General features: G+C 35.6%; 22 protein-coding genes. 14 read left to right on the top strand and 8 right to left on the bottom strand.

Annotated features, from left to right (window positions below):
* Positions 1–6: 6 nt before the first annotated feature.
* Together murF and gldJ are read right to left on the bottom strand one after the other, a co-directional pair.
* Positions 7–1,296, bottom strand: a complete 1,290-nt coding sequence (murF, locus tag J8281_RS02305) for a UDP-N-acetylmuramoyl-tripeptide--D-alanyl-D-alanine ligase (protein ID WP_210195959.1) — start codon at positions 1,294–1,296, stop codon at positions 7–9.
* 184 nt (positions 1,297–1,480) lie between these two features.
* Positions 1,481–3,157, bottom strand: coding sequence for a gliding motility lipoprotein GldJ (gene gldJ / locus J8281_RS02300; RefSeq protein WP_210195958.1), 1,677 nt, complete (start codon positions 3,155–3,157; stop codon positions 1,481–1,483).
* Positions 3,158–3,593: 436 nt separating this feature from the next.
* Between gldJ and porV the strand changes: the two genes are divergently transcribed.
* The 6 genes from porV to J8281_RS02270 all read left to right on the top strand — a co-directional run bounded on the left by porV (position 3,594) and on the right by J8281_RS02270 (position 10,096).
* Positions 3,594–4,757 (top strand): type IX secretion system outer membrane channel protein PorV, encoded by a 1,164-nt coding sequence (gene porV / locus J8281_RS02295; RefSeq protein ID WP_210195957.1) that lies wholly within the window; start codon positions 3,594–3,596, stop codon positions 4,755–4,757.
* A 180-nt stretch (positions 4,758–4,937) separates the two neighbouring features.
* Positions 4,938–5,420, top strand: coding sequence for a cytidine deaminase (locus tag J8281_RS02290; protein ID WP_210195956.1), 483 nt, complete (start codon positions 4,938–4,940; stop codon positions 5,418–5,420).
* A gap of 149 nt (positions 5,421–5,569) precedes the next feature.
* A complete protein-coding gene (gene pdhA / locus J8281_RS02285; RefSeq protein WP_210195955.1) occupies positions 5,570–6,568 on the top strand; it encodes a pyruvate dehydrogenase (acetyl-transferring) E1 component subunit alpha in 999 nt (332 codons plus the stop codon).
* Positions 6,569–6,574: 6 nt separating this feature from the next.
* On the top strand, positions 6,575–8,218 hold the full coding sequence (locus tag J8281_RS02280) for a pyruvate dehydrogenase complex dihydrolipoamide acetyltransferase (RefSeq protein ID WP_210195954.1): 1,644 nt from the start codon (positions 6,575–6,577) through the stop codon (positions 8,216–8,218).
* A gap of 193 nt (positions 8,219–8,411) precedes the next feature.
* Positions 8,412–9,383: a M20/M25/M40 family metallo-hydrolase gene (locus J8281_RS02275; protein WP_210195953.1), complete on the top strand. Its 972-nt coding sequence runs from the start codon at positions 8,412–8,414 to the stop codon at positions 9,381–9,383.
* 32 nt (positions 9,384–9,415) lie between these two features.
* The gene (locus J8281_RS02270) at positions 9,416–10,096 is read left to right on the top strand and encodes an SDR family oxidoreductase (protein ID WP_210195952.1); all 681 of its coding nucleotides are present in this window, start codon (positions 9,416–9,418) and stop codon (positions 10,094–10,096) included.
* 21 nt (positions 10,097–10,117) lie between these two features.
* On the opposite strand, the gene J8281_RS02265 is transcribed toward J8281_RS02270, so the two are convergent.
* The gene (locus tag J8281_RS02265) at positions 10,118–10,507 is read right to left on the bottom strand and encodes a hypothetical protein (RefSeq protein WP_210195951.1); all 390 of its coding nucleotides are present in this window, start codon (positions 10,505–10,507) and stop codon (positions 10,118–10,120) included.
* A gap of 315 nt (positions 10,508–10,822) precedes the next feature.
* On the opposite strand from J8281_RS02265, the gene J8281_RS02260 reads away from it, so the two are divergent.
* From J8281_RS02260 to J8281_RS02230, 7 genes are all read left to right on the top strand, one after another.
* On the top strand, positions 10,823–11,419 hold the full coding sequence (locus J8281_RS02260) for a SprT-like domain-containing protein (protein WP_210195950.1): 597 nt from the start codon (positions 10,823–10,825) through the stop codon (positions 11,417–11,419).
* Positions 11,419–12,498, top strand: a complete 1,080-nt coding sequence (locus J8281_RS02255; RefSeq protein WP_210195949.1) for a mannose-1-phosphate guanylyltransferase — start codon at positions 11,419–11,421, stop codon at positions 12,496–12,498. The genes J8281_RS02260 and J8281_RS02255 overlap by 1 nt, the downstream gene beginning before the upstream one ends.
* Positions 12,499–12,503: 5 nt before the next feature.
* Positions 12,504–13,946, top strand: a complete 1,443-nt coding sequence (locus J8281_RS02250) for a DUF389 domain-containing protein (protein WP_210195948.1) — start codon at positions 12,504–12,506, stop codon at positions 13,944–13,946.
* A 560-nt stretch (positions 13,947–14,506) separates the two neighbouring features.
* On the top strand, positions 14,507–15,112 hold the full coding sequence (locus tag J8281_RS02245; protein WP_210195947.1) for a DinB family protein: 606 nt from the start codon (positions 14,507–14,509) through the stop codon (positions 15,110–15,112).
* 134 nt (positions 15,113–15,246) lie between these two features.
* Positions 15,247–15,978 (top strand): hypothetical protein, encoded by a 732-nt coding sequence (locus tag J8281_RS02240; RefSeq protein ID WP_210195946.1) that lies wholly within the window; start codon positions 15,247–15,249, stop codon positions 15,976–15,978.
* Positions 15,962–16,603 (top strand): hypothetical protein, encoded by a 642-nt coding sequence (locus tag J8281_RS02235; RefSeq protein ID WP_210195945.1) that lies wholly within the window; start codon positions 15,962–15,964, stop codon positions 16,601–16,603. The genes J8281_RS02240 and J8281_RS02235 overlap by 17 nt, the downstream gene beginning before the upstream one ends.
* 337 nt (positions 16,604–16,940) lie before the next feature.
* Positions 16,941–18,272, top strand: coding sequence for a dicarboxylate/amino acid:cation symporter (locus tag J8281_RS02230; RefSeq protein ID WP_371812568.1), 1,332 nt, complete (start codon positions 16,941–16,943; stop codon positions 18,270–18,272).
* 220 nt (positions 18,273–18,492) lie between these two features.
* Here the strand turns inward: J8281_RS02230 and J8281_RS02225 are convergent, their stop codons facing one another.
* Together J8281_RS02225 and J8281_RS02220 are read right to left on the bottom strand one after the other, a co-directional pair.
* On the bottom strand, positions 18,493–19,257 hold the full coding sequence (locus tag J8281_RS02225; RefSeq protein ID WP_210195944.1) for an ABC transporter ATP-binding protein: 765 nt from the start codon (positions 19,255–19,257) through the stop codon (positions 18,493–18,495).
* Entirely contained in the window at positions 19,257–19,994 is a 738-nt protein-coding gene (locus J8281_RS02220; protein WP_210195943.1) for an ABC transporter permease, read from the bottom strand. The genes J8281_RS02225 and J8281_RS02220 overlap by 1 nt, the downstream gene beginning before the upstream one ends.
* A gap of 113 nt (positions 19,995–20,107) precedes the next feature.
* Between J8281_RS02220 and pafA the strand changes: the two genes are divergently transcribed.
* Positions 20,108–21,748 (top strand): alkaline phosphatase PafA, encoded by a 1,641-nt coding sequence (gene pafA / locus J8281_RS02215; protein WP_246848936.1) that lies wholly within the window; start codon positions 20,108–20,110, stop codon positions 21,746–21,748.
* Here the strand turns inward: pafA and J8281_RS02210 are convergent.
* From J8281_RS02210 to gcvP, 3 genes are all read right to left on the bottom strand, one after another.
* Positions 21,728–22,588, bottom strand: a complete 861-nt coding sequence (locus J8281_RS02210; RefSeq protein WP_210195941.1) for a glycosyltransferase family 2 protein — start codon at positions 22,586–22,588, stop codon at positions 21,728–21,730. The genes pafA and J8281_RS02210 overlap by 21 nt on opposite strands.
* Before the next feature lie 119 nt (positions 22,589–22,707).
* Positions 22,708–23,232, bottom strand: a complete 525-nt coding sequence (locus J8281_RS02205) for a methyltransferase (RefSeq protein WP_210195940.1) — start codon at positions 23,230–23,232, stop codon at positions 22,708–22,710.
* Between the two features lie 441 nt (positions 23,233–23,673).
* Positions 23,674–26,529, bottom strand: a complete 2,856-nt coding sequence (gcvP, locus tag J8281_RS02200) for an aminomethyl-transferring glycine dehydrogenase (protein WP_210195939.1) — start codon at positions 26,527–26,529, stop codon at positions 23,674–23,676.
* Positions 26,530–26,540: the final 11 nt, after the last annotated feature.

The following is a 26,540-nucleotide window of genomic DNA, read 5'->3' as shown; positions in this document are numbered from 1 at the left end:
AAGTCTTTACAAAAGTTCAACGATTCGCTCAAGCTGCATCCCTCTTGAAGCCTTAATTAGAATGGAAGCTTTATTTGAAATTTTAGTATGCAATAGGTAATCTTTGATCATTTCAAATTTTTCCATTTTGGTAATGAGTGGATGTTTGATCGAAGTGCCAGAGAACTCCTTTCCGATAAGAAATACGCGCTCAAAGCTCATTTGAGAGGCTAAAATTGCAATTTCTTCGTGTTCCTTAAGAGCACTAGACCCTAATTCGAACATATCTCCTATAATCACTATTTTATGATCTGCTTTTATTTCATGAAAGCTATTTAAAGCTGCCTTCATACTTGTTGGGTTCGCATTATAGGCATCTAGATAAATAGTATGGTTGTTTTTTTGAATAACCTGAGATCGATTATTTGACGGAAGATAGGACTCAATTGCAGATTTTATATTTTCTACAGATATTTTAAAATAATTTCCTATGGTTATAGCTGCCGCTATATTACTATAGTTATAAGCTCCTGTAAGTTGGCTATTAAAAATTATATCATTACTAGCTACAGAAACTGTAGGTTGTCTTTGTACAAGTTGAATAATACAATCAGAAGTCGTATGCGTAGTAGAGGAAAAGGTAAAAGTTCGAATACCTTTGGATGCCTTTTTAAGTTTTTCATCTTCTTCATTCAAAAAAATGAGACCTTTTTCGTTTCTAATAAAGTTGTAGAGTTCGGTTTTACCTTTTAACACTCCTTCAATTCCCCCAAAACCTTCTAAATGTGCCTTACCAATATTGGTTATATATCCGTAATCAGGTTTGGCGATAGCACATAAATTATCAATTTCACCTTGGTGATTTGCTCCCATTTCAACAATCCCTATTTGCGTTTCTCTAGACATAGACAATAGTGTAAGAGGAACTCCGATATGATTATTAAAATTACCACTAGTAGCGGTTGTCTGATATTTTTTAGACAAAACCACATTAATGAGTTCTTTTGAGGTGGTCTTTCCATTACTTCCTGTTAAAGCAATAATAGGAATATCTAAATATGTTCTGTGATACGTGGCCAACTGTTGTAGTGTAGTAAGTACATTATCTACTAAGATATGCTTGTCTGATGTTTTAAATTTAGCCTCATCAATAATAGCATAGGATGCACCCAGAGTGATCGCTTGATCGGCAAATGCGTTACCATTAAATTTTTCTCCTTTGAGAGCAAAAAAAATTGAATTTGATTTTATATTTCGAGTATCTGTACTTACGCTTTTACTTTCTAAAAAGATCTGATGTATTTGGCTAATTTTCATACATTTAAATGTTTTTAATTGTCAGACCTGCCTGCCTAGCGGCTGGTAGGCGGGTGGAGTCACCATATCATCATATCGGTGGGTATCCTCCTCATGGTCATGGCTTATTTCATATCACAAAAATAAATCAAAAAACCCTGAACACGAATGTACAGGGTCTTTTAAATCTAACGAACTTTATTTTTTAACCTCTTGGCTTTTGGTGCCTAGGTGTTTTCTTTTTTCTTGCTTTGGTACCTACACGCGACATTGCATTTCTAAATCCGATATAGTCTGTAGCCATATCTTGAGGTAAATACCTTCGTTGTGCTGGATCTAACCAATACGCTCTATCTTTCCAAGAACCACCTTTATAAACACGCACATTATCATCTACAATAGTTGTTCTTTTGCTCGACTCATCGTATCGTCTATCTAATTTGGTACTGTCTTCAGCATCTGGACCAACATAGTGAATAGGAGCGTTGTACATTCTTCGATTAGGTAAATTTTCGTCTTGGTATCCTTCAAAATATCTTGAAGAACTCTTATCACCATCTCTATAATCTCTGTTATCGCTATCAGTAAAATTAGTTCTCATGTACGTATCCTCGTCAGTAATTGGAACTTGTAAAATTCCGCCAGGTAATACACGAGCAATAATCTTACCGTTACTTAATGTATCATATACTATAGAGTCTGTTACTACAACTTTTACTGTACCGTCAGGATTAATTGCATTCTTGGTATATACGTTACCTCTGTAGTAATTAAAATCGTTGTATTCATCGTCAACAATAGGTCTATATACATCTGCTACCCATTCGGCAACGTTTCCTGCCATATCATACAAGCCATAATCGTTGGGGTCATATGATTTTACAGGAGCTGTAATATCTGCGCCATCATCACTCCATCCTGCGATTCCACCGTAATCACCATCACCTTGTTTAAAGTTGGCTAATTGATCACCTCGAGTTGCTCTTTTTCCAGAACGGGTATATTTTCCACTCCATGGATATTTTTTTCTTCCTCTATAAATGTTGTAACTTCTGATTTCTACCAGACCAAGGGCTGCATATTCCCACTCTGCTTCTGTTGGGAGTCTATACTTAGGTAGAAGTAATCCATCTTTACGCTGTATGTAAAGACCGGTAGAGTCATTACGCTTTTCGTATTGCTGAGATTTTTTACCTCCACGAATAGCTTCGTCATTACCACCGTAAGTTTGCGACGGTGCGTTTAAATAAGTTTCAGTATCGAATGTACTTTCTGCAGATACATCTTCAAAAGGAGCACCTTGCTTAATAACTTGTTCTTCTTCTAAAATTCTTTCGTTAACGCGATTGGTTCGCCAGTTGCTAAATTCTACTGCCTGAATCCAATTAACCCCAACTACAGGATAATTAGCATATGCAGGATGACGCAAATAATTATTTGTCATCATTTCATTGAATCCCAATCGATTTCTCCACACAAGAGTATCGGGAAGCGCACCATAATAAATATTTCTATATTTAGGTTCTGTAGGAGGGTAAACACCTTTCAACCAATCTAAATATTCCAAATACATGATGTTGGTTACTTCGGTTTCATCCATATAGAATGATTGCACGTGCTGTTGGGTAGGAGTGTTATTCCAATCGTGCATTACATCGTCTTGTACGCGACCCATAGTAAAAGTACCTCCTTCGATAAATACTAAACCGGGTCCCGTTTCTTGCTCTTTATAATTTGTAGCGACTTGAAAACCACCTTCTTTGGAATTGTATTTCCAACCAGTAGCTCTAGAACTGCTTCCATAGTCGTTTTTAGAACAACTAAACAGTAATATACTAACGGAAAGTGCCATCAGCGATCTAAAAATAAACGCGTTTTTCATAATCTTAAGTTCGTTAAAGTAGAATTAGGGCTTGCAATATAATAATAAACGTTAAATTTACCCCAAATTTTTTAAAATATTATCGATTCATATTTATTTATGAATTCCCAACGACTTTGGTTTAACGCAATATTTCGAAAAATATTATTGATCACCAAATAAAAACTGCAAAAATTAAGAGGTTTATTACATAACATTTTTGCTACTCTAATGCGTCTTTTTGATTAGTGATCAATGCACTCGAATGAAATAGGTATGAAATTCTAAATTGTATGAATGAAATATTGTTTTTATCATGTTACATACATAAAAAGCCAGGATTGCACAAGATATTTGTAAATTGTGCGTTTACAACAACATGCGCTAAAATTTAAACAGCTCATTATTTTTTAATCACTAAATAACTATATATTTGTCAAACTCAATTTTTGCAGGTATGAAAAAAACACAAATCCTTGGCTTATTATTCCTTATTCTATTTAAGTATAATGTAAAAGCGCAAGATGACAGGGCGATCACTACAGCCACACCTTTTTTATTAATTGCAGCAGATGCTAGAGCTGCGGGTTTGGGGGATCAGGGAGTTGCTACCTCTCCAGATGCGTTTTCGCAGCAATGGAATCCAGCTAAATACGCATTTATTAAAAGTAAACAAGGCGTGGGTATTAATTATACTCCATATCTCAGTAATTTAGTTAACGATATATTTCTAGGTAGTGTTAATTATCACAATAGAATTAATGAAAGAAGTGCTGTTGCAGCAAGTTTTAGATATTTTAGTTTAGGTGATATTGAGTTTTTACAATCAGGTGATCCCAATGAAATACCAAATACACAAAGACCGAATGAACTTACCTTAGATGTGTCTTATGCGTTAAGGCTAAGTGATCATTTTTCTATGGCTGTTGCGGGACGATACTTGAGGTCTGATTTACGATTACAAACAGAAAATGCTGATGATGCTACCGCTGCGGGAAGTTTTGGAGTTGATATTGCAGGTTTTTTTAGAAGTGAAGAAATCGCTTTTAATTCATTTAACGGAAGATGGAGAGCTGGTGCAGCGATATCAAATCTTGGTCCAAAAATTAGCTATGACGATGCAGGGCAAGAAAATTTTATCCCGACAAATTTTAGAATAGGGGGAGCTTTCGATTTTATATTAAATGAAGATAATAGGATTTCTCCTTCTTTAGAGTTTAGTAAATTACTTGTACCTAGCCCTCAGGATTTTGATGGTGATGGTATACCAAATAACAGTGAAGAAGATACTCGAGAATATCAAAATATTAGTGAGTTTAGTGCTATCTTTTCTTCATGGGGAGATGCAGATGGAGGGTTTAGTGAAGAATTAAAAGAAATTACATGGTCGCTAGGTGCAGAATATATGTATCGCGACGTATTTGCATTTAGAACTGGATTTTTTCACGAAAGCAATGAAAAAGGTGCACGTCAGTTTTTATCCTTAGGAACAGGCTTTAGATATAATATTATTAATTTGGATGTATCGTATTTATTTTCAACATCCTCAGTTAGAAGTCCGCTTGAAGGGACATTGCGTTTTGGTTTAACGTTTAACTTTGGTGACGAATATATCGATTAAATGTATTGATGATCAAGAAACATGAAAAGTATCAAATCATAAAGTTTGATACTTTTTTTGATTATAGTATTTTGTTTACAGGTATTCTACATTAAAAAATAAGATAAGATCAAAACATATAACAAATATCAACAATTCTATAATTAATGTATTTTCAGGTAATTACTAAAATTTAAGCGTGTGAAGGAAATCGAAATAAAAACAACTTTAGAGGTTTTTGATTCATTTGAAGAATTACCTGATGATATACAAGAGTTGATGCGCCAGTCTATGGATGCACGGGATAAAGCCTATGCTCCTTATTCAGAGTTTATGGTGGGTGCTGCGCTTTTACTCGAAAACGGAAAGGTTGTTTTAGGTAATAATCAAGAAAATGCTTGTTATCCTTCAGGGTTATGTGCAGAACGAACGGCGATATATTATGCGGGAGCTAGTTTTCCTGAAGTTCCTATATTAAAAATGGCGCTTAGTGCTAAATCTTTGAAATATCAATTGCTAACCCCAACACCGCCATGCGGGGCTTGCAGGCAAGCCATAGCAGAATACGAACTTAAGCAAAAGACACCAATACAGATCTATTTTATGGGGGAAACCGGTAAAGTTGTGAAATCTGAATCGCTAGTAAATTTACTGCCGCTTACTTTTGATAGTTCTTATTTATAACGTTTTCGTGGATTTAATTATCAAACTCCTTTCTCCTTAATTTCGAATATGTTATTTTTGTTTTTAGTTCTTTTAATAAACAAGGGAAGAAATTTAATAAGTACTGGTTTTTTAATCAGGATGTTATTCATATATCAGTATAATTTTAGATGAAAAAAGTTACCAAAGAAGTGTACCTTAATTGGTATGAAGAAATGCTCTTCTGGAGAAAGTTTGAAGACAAACTTGCTCAAGTGTATATTCAGCAAAAAGTAAGAGGATTTTTGCACTTGTACAATGGTCAGGAAGCTGTTTTGGCAGGTTCGTTACATGCAATGGATCTTACAAAAGACCGAATGATTACTGCATATCGTAACCATGTACAACCTATTGGTATGGGTGTTGATCCCAAACGTGTGATGGCCGAGCTTTATGGTAAAGGCACTGGTACATCTCAAGGCTTGGGGGGATCGATGCATATCTTTTCAAAAGAGCATCGGTTTTATGGAGGCCATGGTATTGTGGGGGGACAGATTCCACTAGGTGCAGGTCTGGCTTTTGCAGATAAATACCATAAGAGAGATGCTGTAACGCTTACTTTTATGGGTGATGGAGCAGCACGACAAGGATCATTACATGAAACATTTAATTTGGCAATGCTCTGGAATTTGCCCGTAGTATTTTGTGTAGAGAATAATGGGTATGCTATGGGGACTTCAGTAGAACGAACTGCTAATCATACCGATATTTGGAAACTAGGTCTCGGTTATGAAATGCCTTGTGGTCCCGTAGATGCCATGAATCCTGTAAAAGTGGCTGAGGCCTTAGATGAGGCCATTACACGGGCCAGAAAAGGAGGAGGTCCAACATTTTTAGAACTTAAGACGTATCGTTATAGAGGACACTCAATGAGTGATGCCCAAGATTATAGAACAAAAGAAGAAGTCGCAGAGTACCAAAAGATAGATCCTATAACTCAGGTTTTGGATATCATTAAAGAAAAAAACTATGCGACAGATGATGAGGTAGCTGCAATTGATAAGAGAGTGAAAGAAAGAGTTGCAGCATGCCAAAAGTTTGCCGAAGAATCTTCTTTCCCCGAGAAAAATGTAATGTACGACGTCGTATACGAACAAGAGGATTATCCGTTTTTACCACATAAATTATAATAGAATATGGCAACAGTTATAAATATGCCACGATTAAGCGACACTATGGAAGAGGGTGTTGTTGCCAAATGGCTTGTTAAAAAAGGAGATAAAATTAGCGAAGGCGATATTCTTGCCGAGATTGAAACCGATAAAGCTACGATGGAATTCGAATCTTTTTATGATGGGACGCTACTTCATATAGGAATTGAAGAAGGAGAAACTGCACCTGTGGATAAATTGTTGGCCATTATTGGTGAAGAAGGAGAAGATATTTCTGATTTGGTAAATGGTAAGGCGTCTACAGAAGAAAAGGAATCATCAAAAAGTGATAAAGAAGGAGAAAAAGCAGAAGCGCAAGAAGAACCTTCTACTTCAGAAAGTAAAGAAATACCAGAAGGTGTTGAGGTGATAACCATGCCTCGCCTTAGCGATACGATGGAAGAAGGTACCGTGGCTACCTGGCTCAAAAAAGTGGGTGATACTGTAGAAGAAGGTGATATTCTGGCCGAAATAGAAACCGATAAGGCGACTATGGAGTTTGAATCGTTTTATAACGGCACACTACTTCATATAGGGATAGAAGAAGGAAAAACCGCTCCGGTAGATGCTCTTCTAGCAATTATAGGTCCTGAAGGCACCGATGTTTCAGGGATTAAAGAAGGCTCGATTTCTTCTTCTCCATCTGCCAAGGAAGAAGATACCGTAAAAGAAAAAGAAACAAAAAGTGATACAAAATCTTCATCTTCATCGACGAACACAGCTCCTGAAGGAGGTAGAATTTTTGCATCACCTTTAGCCAAAAAAATTGCGGCCGACAAAGGGATTGATCTTGCTCAGGTTAAAGGATCAGGAGAGAACGGTCGAATCGTTAAAAAAGATATCGAATCGTTTACTCCAAGTACTTCATCTGAGCAAACACAAACATCATCACCAGCAAATCATGAGGCTCCTGCCGGCAATTTGCAGGCATTCGTACCTGCAGGAGAAGTGAGTTTTGAAGAGGTAAAAAATTCGCAGATGCGAAAAGCTATTGCAAAAAGTCTTTCAGCTTCCAAATTTACCGCTCCACATTATTACCTCACTATAGAAGTTGATATGCAAAATGCTATGGTGTCGCGTAGACATATTAATGAGCTGCCAGATACCAAAGTCTCTTTTAACGATATGGTGGTGAAAGCATGCGCGATGGCACTTTGTAAACATCCACAAGTAAACACCCAATGGACAGATGAGGCTACTCAATACGCAAAGCATATAAGTATTGGTGTTGCTGTCGCTGTGCCTGATGGTTTGGTGGTTCCTGTACTCCCTTTTACAGATCAAATGTCACTTACTCAAATCGGAGCCAAAGTAAAAGATTTAGCCGGTAGAGCGCGAAACAAAAAACTTACTCCGCAAGAAATGAGTGGGAGTACATTTACAGTATCTAACCTGGGTATGTTTGGTATTCAGGAATTTACTTCCATTATTAATCAGCCTAATTCTGCAATTTTATCAGTAGGTGCTATTGTAGAGAAACCGGTCGTAAAAGATAGTCAAATTGTTGTAGGCAATACTATGAAAATTACCTTAGCTTGTGATCATAGAACCGTCGATGGGGCTACAGGAGCTCAATTCTTACAAACCTTGCAACAATATCTTGAAAACCCGGTAACCATGTTAGCTTGATACGTAGTTTGAAGATAGTATCAGGTATTATTTACAAGATTACTATGTTATAAACAGTGCCATCGATGTACAACTTGCAATGTAGTTGCAGATATAGATTATTTTAAAATTTGGTTTTTTCAATTATGGCTTAAGCCAGTACATATAATCCTTTTGTAAATTTAGGTCTTGTCTTTAACAATGTAAAACATTTATGAATAGATATATTTACCTTTTATTTATTTTTATATTTTGCCTAAGTTGCAAGCAGCATACCCGGGCACAATCAAAATCAGAGAATAGCGAGATTTTAGCTGCAGATCGCGTTCAAATTTCGTATGTAGACAACGTGTTGCGGTTTCTTGCGAGTGACGAATTAGAAGGGCGTGATACAGGAAGCAAAGGTTTAGAAAAGGCTGCACAATACATAGAAGAACAATTTAAGCAACACGATATTTTACCTTATTTTGAAACCTATAGAGACACTTTTAATGCAAAGGGAGTGCCAACGTACAATCTTGTGGGATATCTAGAAGGTAAAGATAAAGCATTAGCGAAAGAGTTTATCATAGTAGGTGCTCATTTTGATCATATTGGTAAAGCAAAAGCCGTTGATGGCGATACGATAGCGAATGGAGCCAACGATAATGCGGCGGGTAGTACAGCAGTAATTTCTTTGGCAAAACAATTTGCGAAGTACAATAATAATAAGAGAAGCATACTATTTGTATTATTTGGGGCCGAAGAAAAAGGACTTCTTGGATCCAAACATCTGGCGCAGCTATTGAAAGAAAAAAACCTGAACTTATATGCAATGGTGAATTTTGAAATGATAGGAGTTCCATTAAATGATAAACCGTATAAGGCATATATTACAGGTTATGAAATGTCGAACATGGCAACAAAAATTAACGAATATGTAGATGCTACATTAATTGGTTTTCTTCCTAAAGCCAAAGAATTTCAATTATTTCAAAGAAGTGATAACTATCCCTTTTACAAACAGTTTAATGTTCCCTGTCAAACAATCTCTACCTTTGATTTTACAAATTATAACTATTATCATCATGTAGATGATGAAGCCTCTGAAATGGATTTTGAATTTATGACGGGTCTAATAAATCAGTGTTTTTCTGCTATTGCAACGATGGCCAATACAATAAATAGAGAGGTGAGACTACACTAGGCTTTTAAAAAGACAAAATTTTACTGAATCATATGAAGAATATTATCATTACGGGAGCAAGTCGGGGGATTGGTTTTGAATTGGCGAAGCTATTTGCCGATGATGGTCACCGGGTATTAGCACTTTCACGTAATGCAAATCCTATTACCAAACTTCAACATAGTAATATAGCGACTTTTCCTTTCGATATTTGTGAGTTAGATGATATGAATAAAGTGGTTAACTATGTAGAGGAAAAATGGGGAAGTGTGGATATCTTGATTCATAATGCAGGTACGTTATTGAACAAACCTTTTGAAGATACAAATCTTCGAGATTTTGAATCTGTCTACAAAGTAAATGTCTTTGGAGTTGCCGAGATGACCCGGGTATTGATTCCCTTTACAAAAGCTGGTAGTCATATAGTTACCATTAGCAGTATGGGAGGTATACAAGGAAGTATAAAATTTCCAGGATTAGCGGCATATAGTTCTAGTAAAGGCGCAGTAATCACTTTAAATGAGCTATTAGCCGAAGAATATAAGGAAAGCGGAGTTGCGTTTAATGTACTTGCAATAGGAGCGGTACAAACAGAAATGCTTGAAGAGGCTTTTCCTGGCTATCAAGCACCCTTGTCTGCGTTAGAGATGGCTACTTACATACATAACTTTGCATTAACCGGAAATAAATTCTATAACGGAAAGGTATTACAAGTATCAAGCAGCACGCCGTGATTCGAAGATGCAATATGCTTTTTAAAATCCTGCTACATAAGTATTTTGCAAACTTAAATATTGATAAAACTGATCTACAGTTAGGATATCTTTAAGCGCTTCATTTTGAAAATAAACCAAGTTACTTATACCTTTTGATTTTTCTTTCGCCGACATTTTGGATTGTAAAATTTTGTTAGCCTTTACTGAATTTTCAAATATGCTTTTTTCAAGAATTTTACGTACCTCTATAGTAAGATTCAGATCCTTTTGAAGTTCTATTGCTTTTTCGCTAGCCAGTTGCTTAAGAATTTGCTTATCGTTTAGCGGATTCGTTGCAGATGTTTGTGCTAGACTCAAAGAATAAACAAAAAAAACGATTGGCAAAACCAGTATTTCTATGCTATGTGATCTAATTTTTAAATATGACATTGTAGTAATGATATAAATGTTAGTATTTGATAAACAATAGATTAAATGTAATTAATTGTGATTAGGTCATTGCGTTGAATCGGTAAAGAAGTTAGCTTAAAACGTTTTTAACTAAAGTTTTGGAAATTGAAAATGTATGGGTGATTGATACGAAATGGATATAGATAAATTCTTGTAAAGCACTATGCTAAATACACATTTTCCTCTAGTCGAAACATTCGAATTGATTCATTGCGAATACATGAGTAAAATTCACAACAGGTTAAATAGTAATCTTCATGGTATTCTCATAAAGTAATTTTGTATTTTGCATTCGTGAAGGAAGTACTTGCCAGATATATTCCAGAAAGAGCAGTAGATAAGGTGTTTGACTTGATAGTTAAATACAATGTTCACTTAAAAATAGTGAATGAGAGGGTTACCAGACATGGAGATTATCGAAAAATGCCCAATGGCAGCCATCAAATTACTGTAAACGCTTCCTTAAATAGCTATCGATTTCTAATTACGTTAATTCACGAGGTTGCGCACTTGGTAGCTTTTCAAGAATTTGGAAACTATATTAAACCACATGGAAAAGAGTGGAAACATGTTTTTCAACAATTAATGTTGCCTTATATTCGTCCCGAAGTTTTTCCTTCCAAATTACTTCCCGTGATTGCCAACCATTTTAAGAACCCCAGAGCCAGTAGTGACACTGATGAAAAATTATCTTTTGCGCTAAAACAATATGATCCTGAAAATGATAAAAATTATATCTTTGAAATACCATTTGGTAGCACATTTAGATTGTATAACGGTAAAATTTTTAAAAGAGGTCATAAAAAAGTGAAGCGGTACGAATGTGTCGAGGTAAGTACAGGTCGAGTATATCTTTTTAATCCTAATGCAGAAGTAGAACTATTACACTAATGAAAAACAAAGATTATTATGCTATACTTATGGCAGGCGGAGTAGGCTCCCGGTTTTGGCCAGTGAGTACTACAGCGTTCCCAAAACAGTTTCATGATATGTTGGGGACAGGAGAAACTTTAATACAGCGTACTTTCTCAAGATTAGCTAAAATCATACCTCCCGAAAATATTTTCATCCTTACCAATGAGCGATATCAGGATTTGGTTTATGAACAATTACCCATGTTGGAGCATCGGCAGATAGTGACAGAACCGGCAATGCGTAATACAGCTCCATGCATTTTATATGCATCGTTGAAAATACAAAAAGAGAACCCAAACGCTGTTATGGTCGTTGCGCCAAGTGATCACTGGATAGAGGATGAGCAAGCGTTTGCTTCAGATTTGAAAAAATGCTTCGATGCATGTCAGTCTCAAAATATATTAATGACTTTGGGCATTACACCTTCCTTCCCTAACACAGGTTATGGTTATGTTCAATTTAATCAAGAAGAAACATCAATTAAAAAAGTAGCTCAATTTACCGAGAAACCTGATTATACTACTGCCAAAAGGTTTATAGATGAAGGTAATTATTTGTGGAACGCCGGTATTTTCATTTGGAGCGTTTCTAGTATCATAGAAGCTTTTTCAAATTTTCAAAAAGAAATGATCGCTTTATTTGAAAAAGGTAAGAGTCTATTAAATACCGAGTTGGAGTCTAATTTTATAAGTAAGTATTATCCTGAAGCCGAAAATATTTCTATTGATTATGCCATTTTAGAAAAAGCCGAAAATGTATACGTTTTGCCAGCTACATTCGATTGGAATGATTTGGGTACCTGGGGTTCGTTATATGATAAGTTAGATAAAAACCTAGCAAACAACGCCATTGTGAATACCCGAGTATTGTCGCATAATGCGTCTGGTAATATGATTAGAACAGAAAATAATAAAATTGTAGTCCTCGACGGACTTGATGATTATATTATCGTAGATAAAGAAAATGTCCTTTTAATTTATCCCAAAAGCAAAGAGCAAGACATCAAGCTAGCGCTCAAAAAGGTAAAAGATACTTTTGGAGAAGAATACGGTTAATAAGTATGGAAGAACACACAAATCAAAAACCACCTCAAGGAGAAGCAAGTGAGTCTGTAAAAAGAGATGCCAAAGGACTTTTTGCCAGTATTTCTAAGTTTTTAGACGAGTTGTTAAATATCAAATCTGAAACGGATAAAGATCAAACCATAGAGGATGTAAAAAAAGATATTCCGTTTAAAGGTCATAATGCATGGATTCTTGTTTTTTCGATCTTTGTGGCTTCCATCGGTCTTAATGTAAGTTCTACTGCGGTTGTTATTGGTGCCATGTTGATCTCTCCACTTATGGGACCTATTGTAGGAGTAGGATTATCTATTGCTATTAATGATATCGATACATTGCGAAGATCTTTGGTGAATCTAGGGGTAATGGTAGGGCTTAGTGTTTTAGCTGCTACATTATATTTTTGGGTTTCACCTTTAACTGAATTAACTCCGGAGCTTGAGGCTAGAACGGCTCCAACTATTTTAGACGTGCTCGTGGCAATATTTGGTGGGTTGGCCTTGATTGTGGCAAAATCAAAGAAAGGAACTATGCCCAATGCGATTGCGGGAGTAGCAATTGCAACAGCTCTTATGCCGCCTTTATGTACCGTAGGCTATGGAATCGCAGAAGGAGGCCCTAAATACGCTCTGGGAGCGCTCTATTTATTTACTATTAATGCTATTTTTATAGCCTTAGCTACGTTCATTGTAGCAAAATTGCTACGTTTTCCCATGTTGCGCTACGCGAATTCTGCTAAACGCAAACGTACAGCACAATTGGCTTCATTGCTAGCTATACTGGTTATGATTCCGGCTAGTTATACATTTTATACCACTTTATTAGAAAGTAATGCAGCCCATGATTATAAGCTTTTTATTGAAAATGACATTAATAGTAATGAAAATTTATACTTGAGAAAAGACTTTTACAACTATAACGAAAAAACTATAAAATTGTATTTTGATGGTGAAATGCCAGAGGCTATCATGAGTGATCTCAAGAACGAGATCAAAAAATACGACCATATTGGTGATTTTGAACTTACAGTTAATGGAAACAAAGCTCGAGGCTTAGATCAGGTGTCAAAAGCATATGATCGCGCAATTGTCGAGTTGGATCGAATTGAGAAAGAAAATAGCAAATTACTGGATCAAATTGAAGATCTTAAAATTCAAGTTGCCGGATTGGAAACCAGCCTTAATGAGGCGAATAAAGTTGCACCAGTAACAGTAATACCGTATTTCAATATTTCAAAAGATGCCAAAATTCGATTTCCTGATCTTCAAACTTTAGGGTATGCAGAAGTGTTACAATCGAATTTCTTAAAAATGGATACGATACCCATGATTTTTCCGCAATGGAAGTTTCAAGTAGCAGATAGTGTGCACATGAGTAGAACTAAAGCATTGCAAGAATGGATTATAAAAGAATTAAAGGTTGATACTTTGTATGTGAAATAGTAAGTGAAAAATGTTTAAATTGCTTTAGCATTGTATTCTTTTAAACAAAATTTACGTTATGGAAATGCATTATAAGTATTCCGATTCTGAATTTTTACAAAAGGTCGTTGACCGTAAGTTAGATCCTTTTGAATTCACTCATGAAGCACATCTCCGATTAGCTTGGATTAATTTAATAATTATGGTATACAACAGGCTGAATGTATTATTCAGGATCAAATACAAGGATTCGTCGCTTTTGTAGGAGCAAAACATAAATACAATAAAACCTTAACTATAGCTGCTACTAAAGCAGTATATCATTTTTGGAAGAAATTCAACGCCTCTAATTTTAAAGATTTTATTACCGAATTTCCGCAACTTAAAGATGATTTTAAGACTCTTTTAAGCTCTCATTATAGTTTTGATATTTATAATTTTAAGAAAGCAAAAAGTAAATATATAGAACCCGACTTACTTCCATTTGATTAAAAAGACATATAGTTATTTGTTATATCTCATATTTAGGATGACATGTGCATTACGACACAGTAAGGATATTCAATAAAAGAAATACAAAAATGAAAATAAAAGCATTCTTTATAGTATCAATCTATTGTTTTATGAATATAAGCTTTGGTCAAAAATCAGCAGAAGTTATGCAATTACCCTATCAACAAATTCCGGATTATCCAGAAGATTTTACATCAGGAAATATTATTGTTAGATTTATTGACGGACTAGGGTATCGGTACTACTGGGCTACAGAAGGGCTTACAGAAAAAGACTTAATATATACTCCGAGCGAAGAGGGGAGAAGTATGCTGCAAACTTTGGTGCATATTTATGAATTGTCTAAAGCGATTTTAAATGCACCACAAAATCTTCCGAACCTCAGAAATACGAAAAAAACAGAGCTTACCTTCGAAGAACTTAGAAAACATACGCTACTAAATCTTGAAAAATCGAGTAGGCTTCTAGCAGGTAAATCATCAGATAGCATAGCTGATTATAAAGTTATTTTTAAGTCTGAAAAGAATCAAAGGGAATTTCCGTATTGGAATATGATTAACGGTCAACTCTCTGATGCTATCTACCACGTAGGGCAAATCGTTTCTTTCAGGAGATCCAATGGAAATCCAATGCATCCTAAGGTCAATGTTTTTTTAGGAACAACAAAACTATAAATGTATTACCTATACTTGACTACTTCTAAAAGTCAAGATGAATTCATAGTTTTAGATGATTCCTAAAGGACTATACAAGTTTATTATTTAACATTTCTATACGCAACTTAAGCTGGTTTTTTTATCTATTAATTATGAAAATACACGGTTCATTACTAATAGTTGCTTTACTGTTCGTTGGTTGCGAAATTAAAATTGAGAACAATGAACGAGCTTTATATCCTATACAAGTCCAAGATATTGAAGGAAAATCATTAGAAGGGATTCGTATTGATGTTCATATCGTTGAAAATGATGATCGATGGGACAATGTCCAGTCATTAGATTTTCTTGGACAAGTCGGATCAGATATAACCGATATCGAGGGTAAAGCTTCAGTACTTTCTCTTGTTCCCAGGCTTATAAACGTAAACCATTCCATCTACGCAGTCGTTAACGATGAGCTAATCAACTCGGTAACGAATATTCCTACGAATACAAATCCGTTATTTGGTAGTGTTGCTTATGAGGTAAAATCACAAACAGATACTTATTCTGGGGTACCCACTATAAAACTCGGATTAAAAGCCAACCTGCAACTTAGCCTGAACCGAACTTCTGGTACTTCTGACACACTTCAATACATATTAAATTTTGAAAGTCAAAAGAAGGTGCATCGATTGGATCCGGATCAATCTATACTTTTTCAAAACCCGCAAGGAGGTATTTCTAAAGACGATCCTGCTGTATTTAAAGTAAGTATTCCTACGCTGCAAAAAACAACAGTTTTATTTACATATTGGTTTACCGGGGATATGTCCTCCCAACCAACAACTATAGAAATCCCTATAAATGAAGAGCGAGTTATTTATGAATTTAACTATTAAGTTAGCTGTTTTTTGTATTTTCTACACTACCTGTGGCATTCTAGCTCAGGATCGTACAGTTTCTGATAGCATTCGTGTTCGAACTACATCTGCCGCTATTAAAATTGATTATTTACAACCTATTGCATACGGAAATAATTTTGTAGCAAAGGGGTATGATTTGTCTTCGGGAACCTCGATTGGTTTAACCTATGAGAATTTATTATCCCATCTAAATCTGCATATGGATGTAGCGGTGTATCGAGGTAAAGTAGTAAAACCAGAAGTAGTGGGTTTTTTTGAAACTACGAATTTTACCAGGTTTTCTGCAGGAATAGGTTATGGATTCACTGTAAACAGGAAATTAAAAATTTTGTCAACACTTAATTTTGGATATATTAAATTAAAACATACGCTACTATTGCGAAATCCTACTAGATTGAACGAGAAGGGTAGAGATGACGGTGTATTTTTGTCACTCGAACTTGATACTACGTACAGCGTCTTTTCCTGGCTTGATGTTAAAGCTGGTTTAACAAATTTTACCGATTTCTTACAAATCAAAGTCAATGGGCAAAGGGATAGTTTTTTTTCAACAATTCATACTTTAGCTCCTGCGATAGGCATCAGAATAGTTTTTGAGTAGTCGAATTACGATCCCGATATTGATTTTGTGTCGATTATTGAATGTTCGTTAAATTACCTAGATACCAAAAGCCAATACTAATAGGGCACATCGAGTATAGTCGAGAGATGTATTTATCACCCTTCGACTTCGCAAAAGGTTGTAAAAATATGCATTATTAATGTTCGAAGTCTTTTGTGTCATTTTATATAAGTGTAGCTAAGATGTTCATAAGGTTGATTTCATTTCATTTCATTTAAAATGAGTTTTGTTAATTAGAAAACCCTTAACAATCCCAGCCTTGTTTCAAAAGTAATTTTTGTCTAGGTTCGCGATATCTGTAATTTGATAGTTGGATATGATGATAGAAATTACTCCGCTTAACGATTTAACATCACATTTAAAAAGGCTTACCAAAGGTAAATTATGGTTACAAGTAATTTTGGCATTATTTCTGGGTATTGGTCTGGGCATATTTTTAAATCCTTCCCTTGGTATCGTTGATCAGTCGTTTAGCGACTGGCTATCTAACTGGTTAGATCTTCCTGGTAAAATATTCCTGAAATTGGTTCAAATGGTGATGATCCCGTTGATATTTGCTTCTATTATTTCAGGAATCATAAGTAATAATCCAGAACAATTAAAAACCATGGGTTTGCGTTTATTATTATATTTTGTTTTTACTACAGCGGTTGCTATAATGATTGGAGCAGCACTAACTATTTTTATGAAACCCGGAGCATTGGTAAATGATTTAGGTGGTTTACCAGGTGCCGAAGAAGAAAAAATAGAAACTCAAGAAAATGTACTTACTTTTGAAAATATCCCGCAAACGATTTCAAATTTAATTCCAGACAATCCTTTAGAATCAATTTTATTAGGCGAAATGTTGGGTGTTGTTATTTTTACTATAATTATTGGTGTAGCTATTACCCAGCTCGAAGAACATATTGCATTACCCATAATAAAAATGATAGAAGCAACTCAAAAAATATGTATGATTGTGGTATCCTGGGCAATGCTATTGGTACCTGTAGCGGTATTTGGTCTTATTGCTGCTTTGTTATCTGATTTGGGGGTAGAGGTATTATTAGGACTGGGGTATTATATGATTGTTGTGCTTTTGGGTCTAGCAATATTACTCATATTTTATATGGTGCTGCTGACCATCATCGGTAGAAAAAATCCTTTAGTTTTTTTGAAAGCTGTGCGAGAACCTCAACTGTTGGCCTTTTCTACAGCCAGTTCAGCTGCAGTAATGCCGTTATCAATGAAAGTTGCAGATGAGCAGTTGCAAGTTTCTTCTAATATAAGCGATTTTGTAATTCCGGTAGGAGCATCTATTAATATGGACGGAACTGCACTTTTTCAATGTACTTCTGCCTTATTTATTGCTCAAGCCTATGGGATCGAATTGTCATTAATTAATCTTCTGCTCATTACAGTTACAATTGTGGGCGCTTCTATCGGAACTCCCGCTATACCTGGTGGTGGAGTTATTATTTTAGCATCAGTATTACAAAGTTCGGGCATTCCCACAGATGGTCTCATTGTAATCATTGGTATCGATCGAATTCTGGGAATGTTTAGAACAACCGTCAATGTTACCGGTGATTTGGTTGCCTGTGTAATATTTAACAAGTGGTTTGGTAGTGTCAATAAAACTTACTCTATTCTTAAATCAAGCTAAAACGCTAATTTACCTTTTTACAGTAAACTACCTAGGGGCAAGCCCACGAGGCATTTGTGGAATACATTTTTTCAATTTCTAGACAAGCCTCGGTGGTATTGTTCCCTTTGACAGTGCCAATAAAGAAAGAGAGAAAGCCGTTTCCTTTACAAAATGGTATAAATGCATAGTGTTCGGTCCTGATTTTTAGAGTCAAGCTTAAATATGCATTCGAGTTAAATCAGATCCCTTTGATTTGTGCTTCTCTCACTTTTTTGAATAAATTTGAAGAGTACACAAAATCGGTAACTGCTTGATTATCTGTTTTAAATATTTGAGTTTTGTCACCTTCCCATTCTAAGTTTCCATGTTTTAGAAAAACAATTTTTTCTCCTATTTCCATTACCGAGTTCATATCATGAGTATTAATTACTGTAATAATATCGTACTCTTCTGTAATTTCTTTAATAAGGTTGTCGATAACAATTGCAGTTTTTGGATCGAGTCCAGAGTTAGGCTCATCACAAAATAAATATTTGGGCTGCGTCACTATGGCGCGGGCTATTGCAACACGTTTTTGCATTCCTCCACTTATTTCTGAAGGTAATTTATCGTTTGCGTTCTCAAGGTTTACTCGATTCAATACGGTATGAACTCGATCAAGCATTTCACTTTTTTTCTGTTTGGTAAACATCTGAAGCGGAAACATTACATTTTCTTCTACAGTCATCGAATCGAAAAGTGCACTTCCTTGAAATACCATTCCCATCTGCTCTTTTAAGTCTCTTTGCTCTTCTTCACCAAGTTCTGAATATACACTTCCATCATAACAAATAGACCCTTGCTCTGGAGTAAAAAGACCAAGTAAGCATTTTAAAAATACCGTTTTGCCACTGCCGCTAGTACCGATAATAAGGTTTGTTTTACCTCGGTGAAAAGTGGTGGTAATTCCTTTTAAAATTTCTTCTCCATTAAATCCTTTATGTAAATCTATAACTTCGATCATTAACTTAAAAGTAATTGGGTGAGTATATAATTAGAGATAATGATAACGACGGTAGTCCAAACGAATGCAGAAGTACTCGCTTTTCCTACTTCTAGAGCTCCTCCCTTCATATAAAATCCATGAAAAGAAGGTATTGTAGCCAGTAAAAAAGCAAAAATAAATGTTTTTATAAAGGCATAGGTTAAATGATAAGGAATAAATTCTTCTCGTAAACCTGTTAAAAAATCGGTACTGGGAACAAATCCACCATATACCCCGGCAACATAGGCTCCTAGAATACCGGCAAACATGGCAATAGCAATCACAAAAGGATACATGCACATGGCAACTATTTTTGGAAAAATTAAATAATTAAGAGAATTAATCCCCATTACTTCAAGTGCATCTATTTGTTCGGTTACTCTCATGGTTCCAATACTTGAAGTGATGAAAGAACCTACTTTACCTGCCATAATTACCGAAATAAAAGTCGGGGCAAATTCCAAAATAACCGATTGTCTCGACGCAAAAGCTATCAATTTTTTGGGCAATATAGGATTTGTAAGATTTAATGCTGTTTGAATAGCGACTACACCACCTATAAAGAATGCCAAAAAGACCGTAATCCCGAGAGACCCTATAATTAAATCATCGATTTCTTTAAATATAAGGTTTCTTAAAACCGAACCTTTGGTCATTCGACTAAAAACTCCTTTGAGCATTAAAAAATATCGTCCGATATCGTCTAGATAAAACATGCTGTGCAATTAGATAAGCTAAAATAGAAAAAAAATCACCGACAGCATTTATCCTTCGATTAAAGTTTTACATTTGTGTACATACTATTTTTGCTATACATATGTTTAAAATTATGATTAGGAAAGCGTTTTTAATTCTATGCATTTTTGGGATACAAATTTTTGTAAATGCTCAAGAGAAAAGTACGATTATTGATCCTCCCAAACTTGTCGTTGGTATTGTAGTAGATCAAATGCGATATGATTACCTTACTCGTTTTTATCATCGTTTTGGTGAGCATGGTTTTAAGCGTATGATGAATGAGGGGTTTAATTGCAAAAATAACCACTTTAATTATGTCCCTACATACACGGGTCCGGGACATGCTTCAATTTATACCGGTACTACACCACAAAACCATGGTATTATTTCTAATCATTGGTATGATAAGTTTAGTAATAAAAGGGTATACTGTGCAGGTGATCCTTCTGTCGAAACAGTAGGTTTGGATAGCGATTTAGAAAAAATGTCGCCCCACCGTATGAAAACCACTACAGTAGCAGATCAAAATAGATTACATACACAATTACTGGGAAAAACAATAGGCATTGCAATTAAAGATCGTGGTGCTATTCTTCCGGCAGGACATACAGCCAATGCAGCGTATTGGTTTAGAGGAAAAGAAGAAGGGAAATGGATTACAAGTACTTATTACAGAAAAGATTTACCTTCATGGGTAACGGCTTTTAATGCATCAGGAAAAGTGCAGTCGTATTTAAAAGAATGGAACACCTTATATGATATAAATTCATACGTAGAAAGTGGTGATGATAAAAATACATTTGAAAGCGGGTATAAAGGAAAAGAAACAGCAACTTTTCCTTATGATCTTGCTATGTTAAAGGATCAAAATGAAGGATATGATATTATTAAATCCTCTGCCTACGGAAATAATTTAACTGCTGACTTTGCTATAGCTGCTATTGAAGGAGAACAACTAGGTACAGATGAAATAACAGATTTTCTAACCATCAGTTTTTCAAGCACAGATTATGTAGGACATAATTTTGGGGTAAATTCTAAAGAAATTGAAGATACGTATTTACGATTAGATAAAGATCTTGAACGTATATTCGCTGTCTTGGATAGTAAAGTTGGAAAAAGAAAATATACAGTTTTTTTAACAGCAGATCACGGAGCCGTTCATGTACCTGCCTATTTAAAGTCGGTTAAAATTCCTGCTGGGTATTACGATGCTAATGCGTTTAAAGCTGATATCGAAAACTTTGTAGCATCTAAATTTGGTAGTAAGAATTTGATTAAAAACATCTCCAATTACCAGATATTTTTCGATTATGATGTGCTTGAAAAAAATAATATTCGTGCTCAGGATTTACAAGAAGCTGTTGCCCATCGTGTACTGCAAGCAGACCAGGTAGATAAAGTATTTACAAGGACTCAACTAGAATCCAGTGATTATACTACAGGGATTGCAGCTTTGATTCAAAAAGGATATAATCAAAAACGGAGCGGGGACGTGATTATCGTACTAGATCCGGCTACTGTTCGCTATTCTAGAACAGGTTCGACTCATGGTACAGGATTAACCTATGATACCCATGCTCCCTTACTATTTTTTGGTCGAGGCATAAAAAAGGGAAGTACGACACGTAAAACGAAAATTACAGATATAGCACCTACCATTTCTGTTTTGCTGGGGATAGCATTTCCCAATGGGGCTACCGGGGATGTTTTATCTTTTGTAATTGAATAAAAGAGCTACTATAGTATTCCACCGAAGTTTGCGTATAAATTTTCCTTCTTGTTGGGAAACGAGAAAAGATCGTTTTGATTTTTTTGCTTTAAAAAAACCATGCATATAATCGAAAAGAAGATGTAGTCTTTTTTTAAGTACGGCTAATTTTACTGAAGCAATTAAAGTAAGCCAAAATCCATAGCGCATACGATAAAACGCTTCGCCTTGCTGATACTTTGCTTTTGAATTATAGGTGTTTCCGGTTGGTTTTAAATGTTTTACATGAAGTGATTCATCAGTTTTGATTTGCCAATGATGATATTGAGCTAGCAGTTCGTCTATGGTGTCCCAACCCATTGCAGGTTTAAGTCCGTTTATAGTTTTAAAACATGCCTTACGATATGCCTTCAATGCTCCTCGAATATGGTCTTTGCGAGTTAAATTTTCTAATATCCAGGTATCTTTGTTTTTAATATAACAAAATCCACCTGCCATACCTAGCTTTGGGTTATGTTTAAAATGCTTCGCTATTTGTTCTAGATAATTTGAGGGGAAAATTAAATCTGCATCAAACTTACAAATGATATCATAATGTTCATCTAAAGTAGCGAACCCTTGATAAAAAGCATGAATAACCTTGCTACCCGGCATGTGATCTTGTGTTGATACTGTTTTTACCTGTGTTATAAAACGATATTGCTCTGAAAATTGCTGAATTATCTTCGCTGTTTGATCAGTAGAGTGGTCATTAACTACTACAATTTTTTTAGGAAGAAGTGTTTGCGATACCAATGATGCTAATGTTTGAGAAATATAACGCTCTTCGTTATGTGCAGGTATGACGATGTAAATATTCAAACTGTATAGTTGCTTATTTTATCTGGTTTCAGATTTTAGCGATAATAGCTTTTCATTAGTATTCAATTTTTTCTTCGTATAAATGGTTTACAACTTTTTTATTAATTTTTTACCGACTACTAATCACTACGTTCTGCATAAACAATATAATATCGGGGAGTAAATAGACGTAATAAAGGGCGTATTCCTAATCTTTTTACAGGATGTGTCCATTTATCTCTTGCTTTGATTTTCCAGCCTGCTTTTTCTAGTAACCAATCAAATTGCCAGTCTTCAAATTCGTGATAATGTCGATCCCAGGGATCAGTTTTACTTCGGTATGCGCTAGAAAACCATAGTTTTAAAGGTATTGAAGCTACTAGTTTATTAGCTTTGATATCCTGCAAAATGTTAAAAGGAGCAATAAGATGTTCAAATATTTCGAATGCAGTTACTATTTCAATAGTACTATTTTTAACTACATCGGTATGTAAGTCTAAATCTTCACCAGAGGTGTTTGATACCTGATACCCTTCTTTTTCCATAAACTCGACAAAAGGGTTTCGAACACCTAAATCCAAAATTGTACCCGGTGCAGGGACGTGAGTTCTAAGGAATTCTAGTGTTTTCTGGTATCTTTTATGCGGAAAAGCTCCTTCGTACATAGTTATTTTGATTATAGAAGATAAAAATAAAGATTTAAGAAGATTGACAACTATTTGAAAGACTTATTTTTTTAATGAATATCCGTAATCAGTCATATCGCACTGTCTCCTCGAGCGCAGTCGAGAGGTTAGTAAATCCAACGAGCTTAAAATCAGGTCTCGACTGTGTTCGACCAGACATTAAAGTTAATTTTATGATTTATAGCGGATGTTCAAATTTTTTTTGAATATTCCGTTCCTAAAAAAGCAATTCACAGTACTGTAATGGTCGTGTTTTAAAAAACAGGAAGGTGTCTAAAAAGTATTAAAAAACGTCATTACGAAAAATTTTAATTTTGAAGTAATCTGTTTATCAAAAACTTAAGTTCAACAGATTCCTTCGCTTCTCTCGGAATGACAACTTTTTAGACATCCTCCTACAATTCTTATATGTATTTGGTATTATGCTTCTGCTTCCATGTATTCTTCTATTGGAGCACAAGTACAGATTAAATTTCTATCTCCGTAAGCGTCATCTACGCGACGTACCGTTGGCCAAAATTTATTTTCGGCAACATAAGCCAAAGGAAAAGCAGCTTGCTCTCTAGAGTACGGGAAATCCCAATTGTCTGCGGTAAGCATTGCCATCGTATGAGGTGCATTTTTAAGCACATTATTAGGATGTTCAGCAGAAGTTTCACTAATTTCATGTCGAATAGCTATCATCGCATCACAAAATCGGTCTAACTCTTCTTTGCTTTCACTTTCTGTGGGCTCTATCATCATGGTTCCGGCTACCGGAAAAGATACAGTAGGAGCATGAAAGCCATAATCCATTAATCGTTTGGCAATATCAGTAACTTCTATACCATTTGCTTTAAAAGGTCGGCAATCGATTATCATCTCGTGTGCTGCTCTTCCGCGTTCACCTACATACAATACACTATAGTGCCCATCTAGACGCTCTTTAATGTAATTGGCATTAAGAATTGCGTATTCAGTAGCTTCTTTGAGTCCTTTGGCTCCTAGCATCGTAATATATCCATAAGAAATTAGGCATGCTAATGATGAGCCCCAAGGTGCTGCAGAGATTGAAGTTATTGCGTGGTCACCACCTGTTGGGATTACAGGGTTATTTGGTAAAAAAGGTACCAACTGCTTGGCTACACATATTGGTCCAACACCAGGTCCGCCACCACCATGAGGGATTGCAAAAGTTTTATGTAGATTGAGATGGCAAACATCGGCACCAATGGCTCCCGGATTGGTTAATCCTACTTGGGCGTTCATATTTGCACCATCCATGTAAACCTGTCCGCCATTGTCGTGGATAATTTGTGTAATTTCTCTGATAGCAGATTCGTAAACTCCATGAGTAGAAGGGTAGGTAACCATTAATGCTGCCAAATTATCTTTGTGCTCAACAGCTTTTTCTTTTAAATCTTCAATATCAATATTTCCTTCTGCTGTAGCTTTGGTAACTACCACTTTCATTCCTGCCATAACTGCAGATGCGGGATTGGTGCCATGTGCAGATGAAGGAATTAAGCAAATATTTCTATGATGATCATCTCTGGATTCGTGATAGGCACGAATTACCATAAGCCCTGCAAACTCTCCTTGTGCTCCAGAATTTGGTTGTAAAGAGGTGCCGGCAAAACCTGTGATTTCAGTGAGTTGGTCTTCTAACGTTTTTAACACTTCGTGATATCCCTGAGCTTGATTTACAGGTGCGAATGGATGGATATTACCCCATTGAGGATCACTTAGAGGTAACATCTCTGCCGCTGCGTTAAGCTTCATGGTACAAGATCCAAGAGGGATCATAGAATGATTTAATGACAAATCTTTGCGCTCTAGTCTTTTGATATAACGCATTAATTCGGTTTCCGAATGATAGGTATTAAATACTTCGTTAGTTAAAAAATCTGTGTTTCGAACAAGGTTTTTATTGATAGTATTTGAAGTGTCTAAAGTAGAAATTTTAACAATATTAACCCCTGAAACTTTTGCAAAAATAGCAACTATAGTATTAAGGTCTTCAATAGTTGTTGCTTCGTTCAACGATATCGATACTGTTTCAACATCTGGATAAAAGAAATTAACCTCATTGGCTTCGGCAACTTCTTTTATTTTATTGGCATTTGCCTTTATGCTAATGGTATCAAAATACGTCGTATTAATTTGCTCATATCCCAGATTTTGCAAAGCCTGTGATAAGGTATATGTTGAATTATTAACATGAGATGCAATATATTTGAGTCCTTCAGGGCCATGATATACCCCATACATTCCTGCCATAACAGCTAATAATACCTGTGCTGTACATATATTTGAAGTCGCCTTGTCTCGTTTAATATGTTGTTCTCTGGTTTGAAGTGCCATTCTAAGCGCTCTATTACCATTCATATCTTGAGTAACACCGATAATTCTTCCGGGAATATTTCTTTTGTAAGCCTCTCGAGTTGCAAAATAAGCAGCGTGAGGACCTCCGTATCCTAAGGGTATCCCAAAACGCTGTGTTGTACCTACTACAACGTCTACACCAAAACTACCAGGTGATTTTAAAGAAACCAGACTTAAAATATCTGCGGCTACGGCTACTTTTATATCTGCCTGATGTGCGCTTTCTACAAAATCTGCATAATCATATACCTGTCCTGATTTGCCGGGATATTGTAAGATAGCCCCGTAAAATTCAGAAGAAAAATTAAATTTTTGATGGTCTCCTAAGACCAAATCAATATGAAGAGGAGTAGCTCTTGTTTTAAGCAAATCTAAGGTTTGCGGTAAAATTTCTTCAGAAACAAAAAATTTGTTCGCCTTATTTTTTTTCTGATCTCTAGAGCGTACTGCAAACAACATAGTCATTGCCTCGGCAGCGGCAGTACTTTCATCTAGAAGAGAAGCATTCGCCAATTCCATACCGGTAAGATCACTAATCATGGTTTGGTAATTCAATAACGCTTCTAATCTGCCCTGGGCAATTTCAGCTTGATACGGTGTATATGCTGTGTACCATCCTGGGTTTTCTAATATATTTCTTTGAATTACAGCAGGCAAACATGCTTCGTGATATCCCAAACCGATATAGGTCTTAAATACCTTATTTTTACCAGATAGTTTTTGCATGTGTGCCAAGTACTCCTGCTCACTCATTGCTGTGGCAAGATTAAGAGGTTTTTTTAATAGAATATCATCAGGAACAGTTTCATAAATAAGCTGATCGATAGAATCGGCTTTAATAGTTTCTAACATGCTGTCAAGATCCTTTTTTGACGGACCTATATGACGCAGCTTAAAAGAGTCAGTTTTCATAGCAAAAAAAC

Source organism: Aquimarina sp. U1-2, assembly GCF_017897595.1.
In the GTDB taxonomy this organism is placed as follows: Bacteria; Bacteroidota; Bacteroidia; order Flavobacteriales; family Flavobacteriaceae; genus Aquimarina.
Note: the sequence above shows the minus strand (reverse complement) of the source record. Positions and strands in the feature narration are given on the sequence as shown.

What these genes read in the sequence shown, in the direction of transcription:
- murF (WP_210195959.1), bottom strand. Translation starts at nt 1,296, where the DNA reads ATGAAAATTAGCCAAATACATCAGATCTTTTTAGAAAGTAAAAGCGTA.
- gldJ (WP_210195958.1), bottom strand. Translation starts at nt 3,157, where the DNA reads ATGAAAAACGCGTTTATTTTTAGATCGCTGATGGCACTTTCCGTTAGT.
- porV (WP_210195957.1), top strand. Translation starts at nt 3,594, where the DNA reads ATGAAAAAAACACAAATCCTTGGCTTATTATTCCTTATTCTATTTAAG.
- pdhA (WP_210195955.1), top strand. Translation starts at nt 5,570, where the DNA reads ATGAAAAAAGTTACCAAAGAAGTGTACCTTAATTGGTATGAAGAAATG.
- J8281_RS02280 (WP_210195954.1), top strand. Translation starts at nt 6,575, where the DNA reads ATGGCAACAGTTATAAATATGCCACGATTAAGCGACACTATGGAAGAG.
- J8281_RS02275 (WP_210195953.1), top strand. Translation starts at nt 8,412, where the DNA reads ATGAATAGATATATTTACCTTTTATTTATTTTTATATTTTGCCTAAGT.
- J8281_RS02270 (WP_210195952.1), top strand. Translation starts at nt 9,416, where the DNA reads ATGAAGAATATTATCATTACGGGAGCAAGTCGGGGGATTGGTTTTGAA.
- J8281_RS02265 (WP_210195951.1), bottom strand. Translation starts at nt 10,507, where the DNA reads ATGTCATATTTAAAAATTAGATCACATAGCATAGAAATACTGGTTTTG.
- J8281_RS02255 (WP_210195949.1), top strand. Translation starts at nt 11,419, where the DNA reads ATGAAAAACAAAGATTATTATGCTATACTTATGGCAGGCGGAGTAGGC.
- J8281_RS02250 (WP_210195948.1), top strand. Translation starts at nt 12,504, where the DNA reads ATGGAAGAACACACAAATCAAAAACCACCTCAAGGAGAAGCAAGTGAG.
- J8281_RS02245 (WP_210195947.1), top strand. Translation starts at nt 14,507, where the DNA reads ATGAAAATAAAAGCATTCTTTATAGTATCAATCTATTGTTTTATGAAT.
- J8281_RS02240 (WP_210195946.1), top strand. Translation starts at nt 15,247, where the DNA reads ATGAAAATACACGGTTCATTACTAATAGTTGCTTTACTGTTCGTTGGT.
- J8281_RS02235 (WP_210195945.1), top strand. Translation starts at nt 15,962, where the DNA reads ATGAATTTAACTATTAAGTTAGCTGTTTTTTGTATTTTCTACACTACC.
- J8281_RS02230 (WP_371812568.1), top strand. Translation starts at nt 16,941, where the DNA reads ATGATGATAGAAATTACTCCGCTTAACGATTTAACATCACATTTAAAA.
- J8281_RS02225 (WP_210195944.1), bottom strand. Translation starts at nt 19,257, where the DNA reads ATGATCGAAGTTATAGATTTACATAAAGGATTTAATGGAGAAGAAATT.
- J8281_RS02220 (WP_210195943.1), bottom strand. Translation starts at nt 19,994, where the DNA reads ATGTTTTATCTAGACGATATCGGACGATATTTTTTAATGCTCAAAGGA.
- pafA (WP_246848936.1), top strand. Translation starts at nt 20,108, where the DNA reads ATGATTAGGAAAGCGTTTTTAATTCTATGCATTTTTGGGATACAAATT.
- J8281_RS02205 (WP_210195940.1), bottom strand. Translation starts at nt 23,232, where the DNA reads ATGTACGAAGGAGCTTTTCCGCATAAAAGATACCAGAAAACACTAGAA.
- gcvP (WP_210195939.1), bottom strand. Translation starts at nt 26,529, where the DNA reads ATGAAAACTGACTCTTTTAAGCTGCGTCATATAGGTCCGTCAAAAAAG.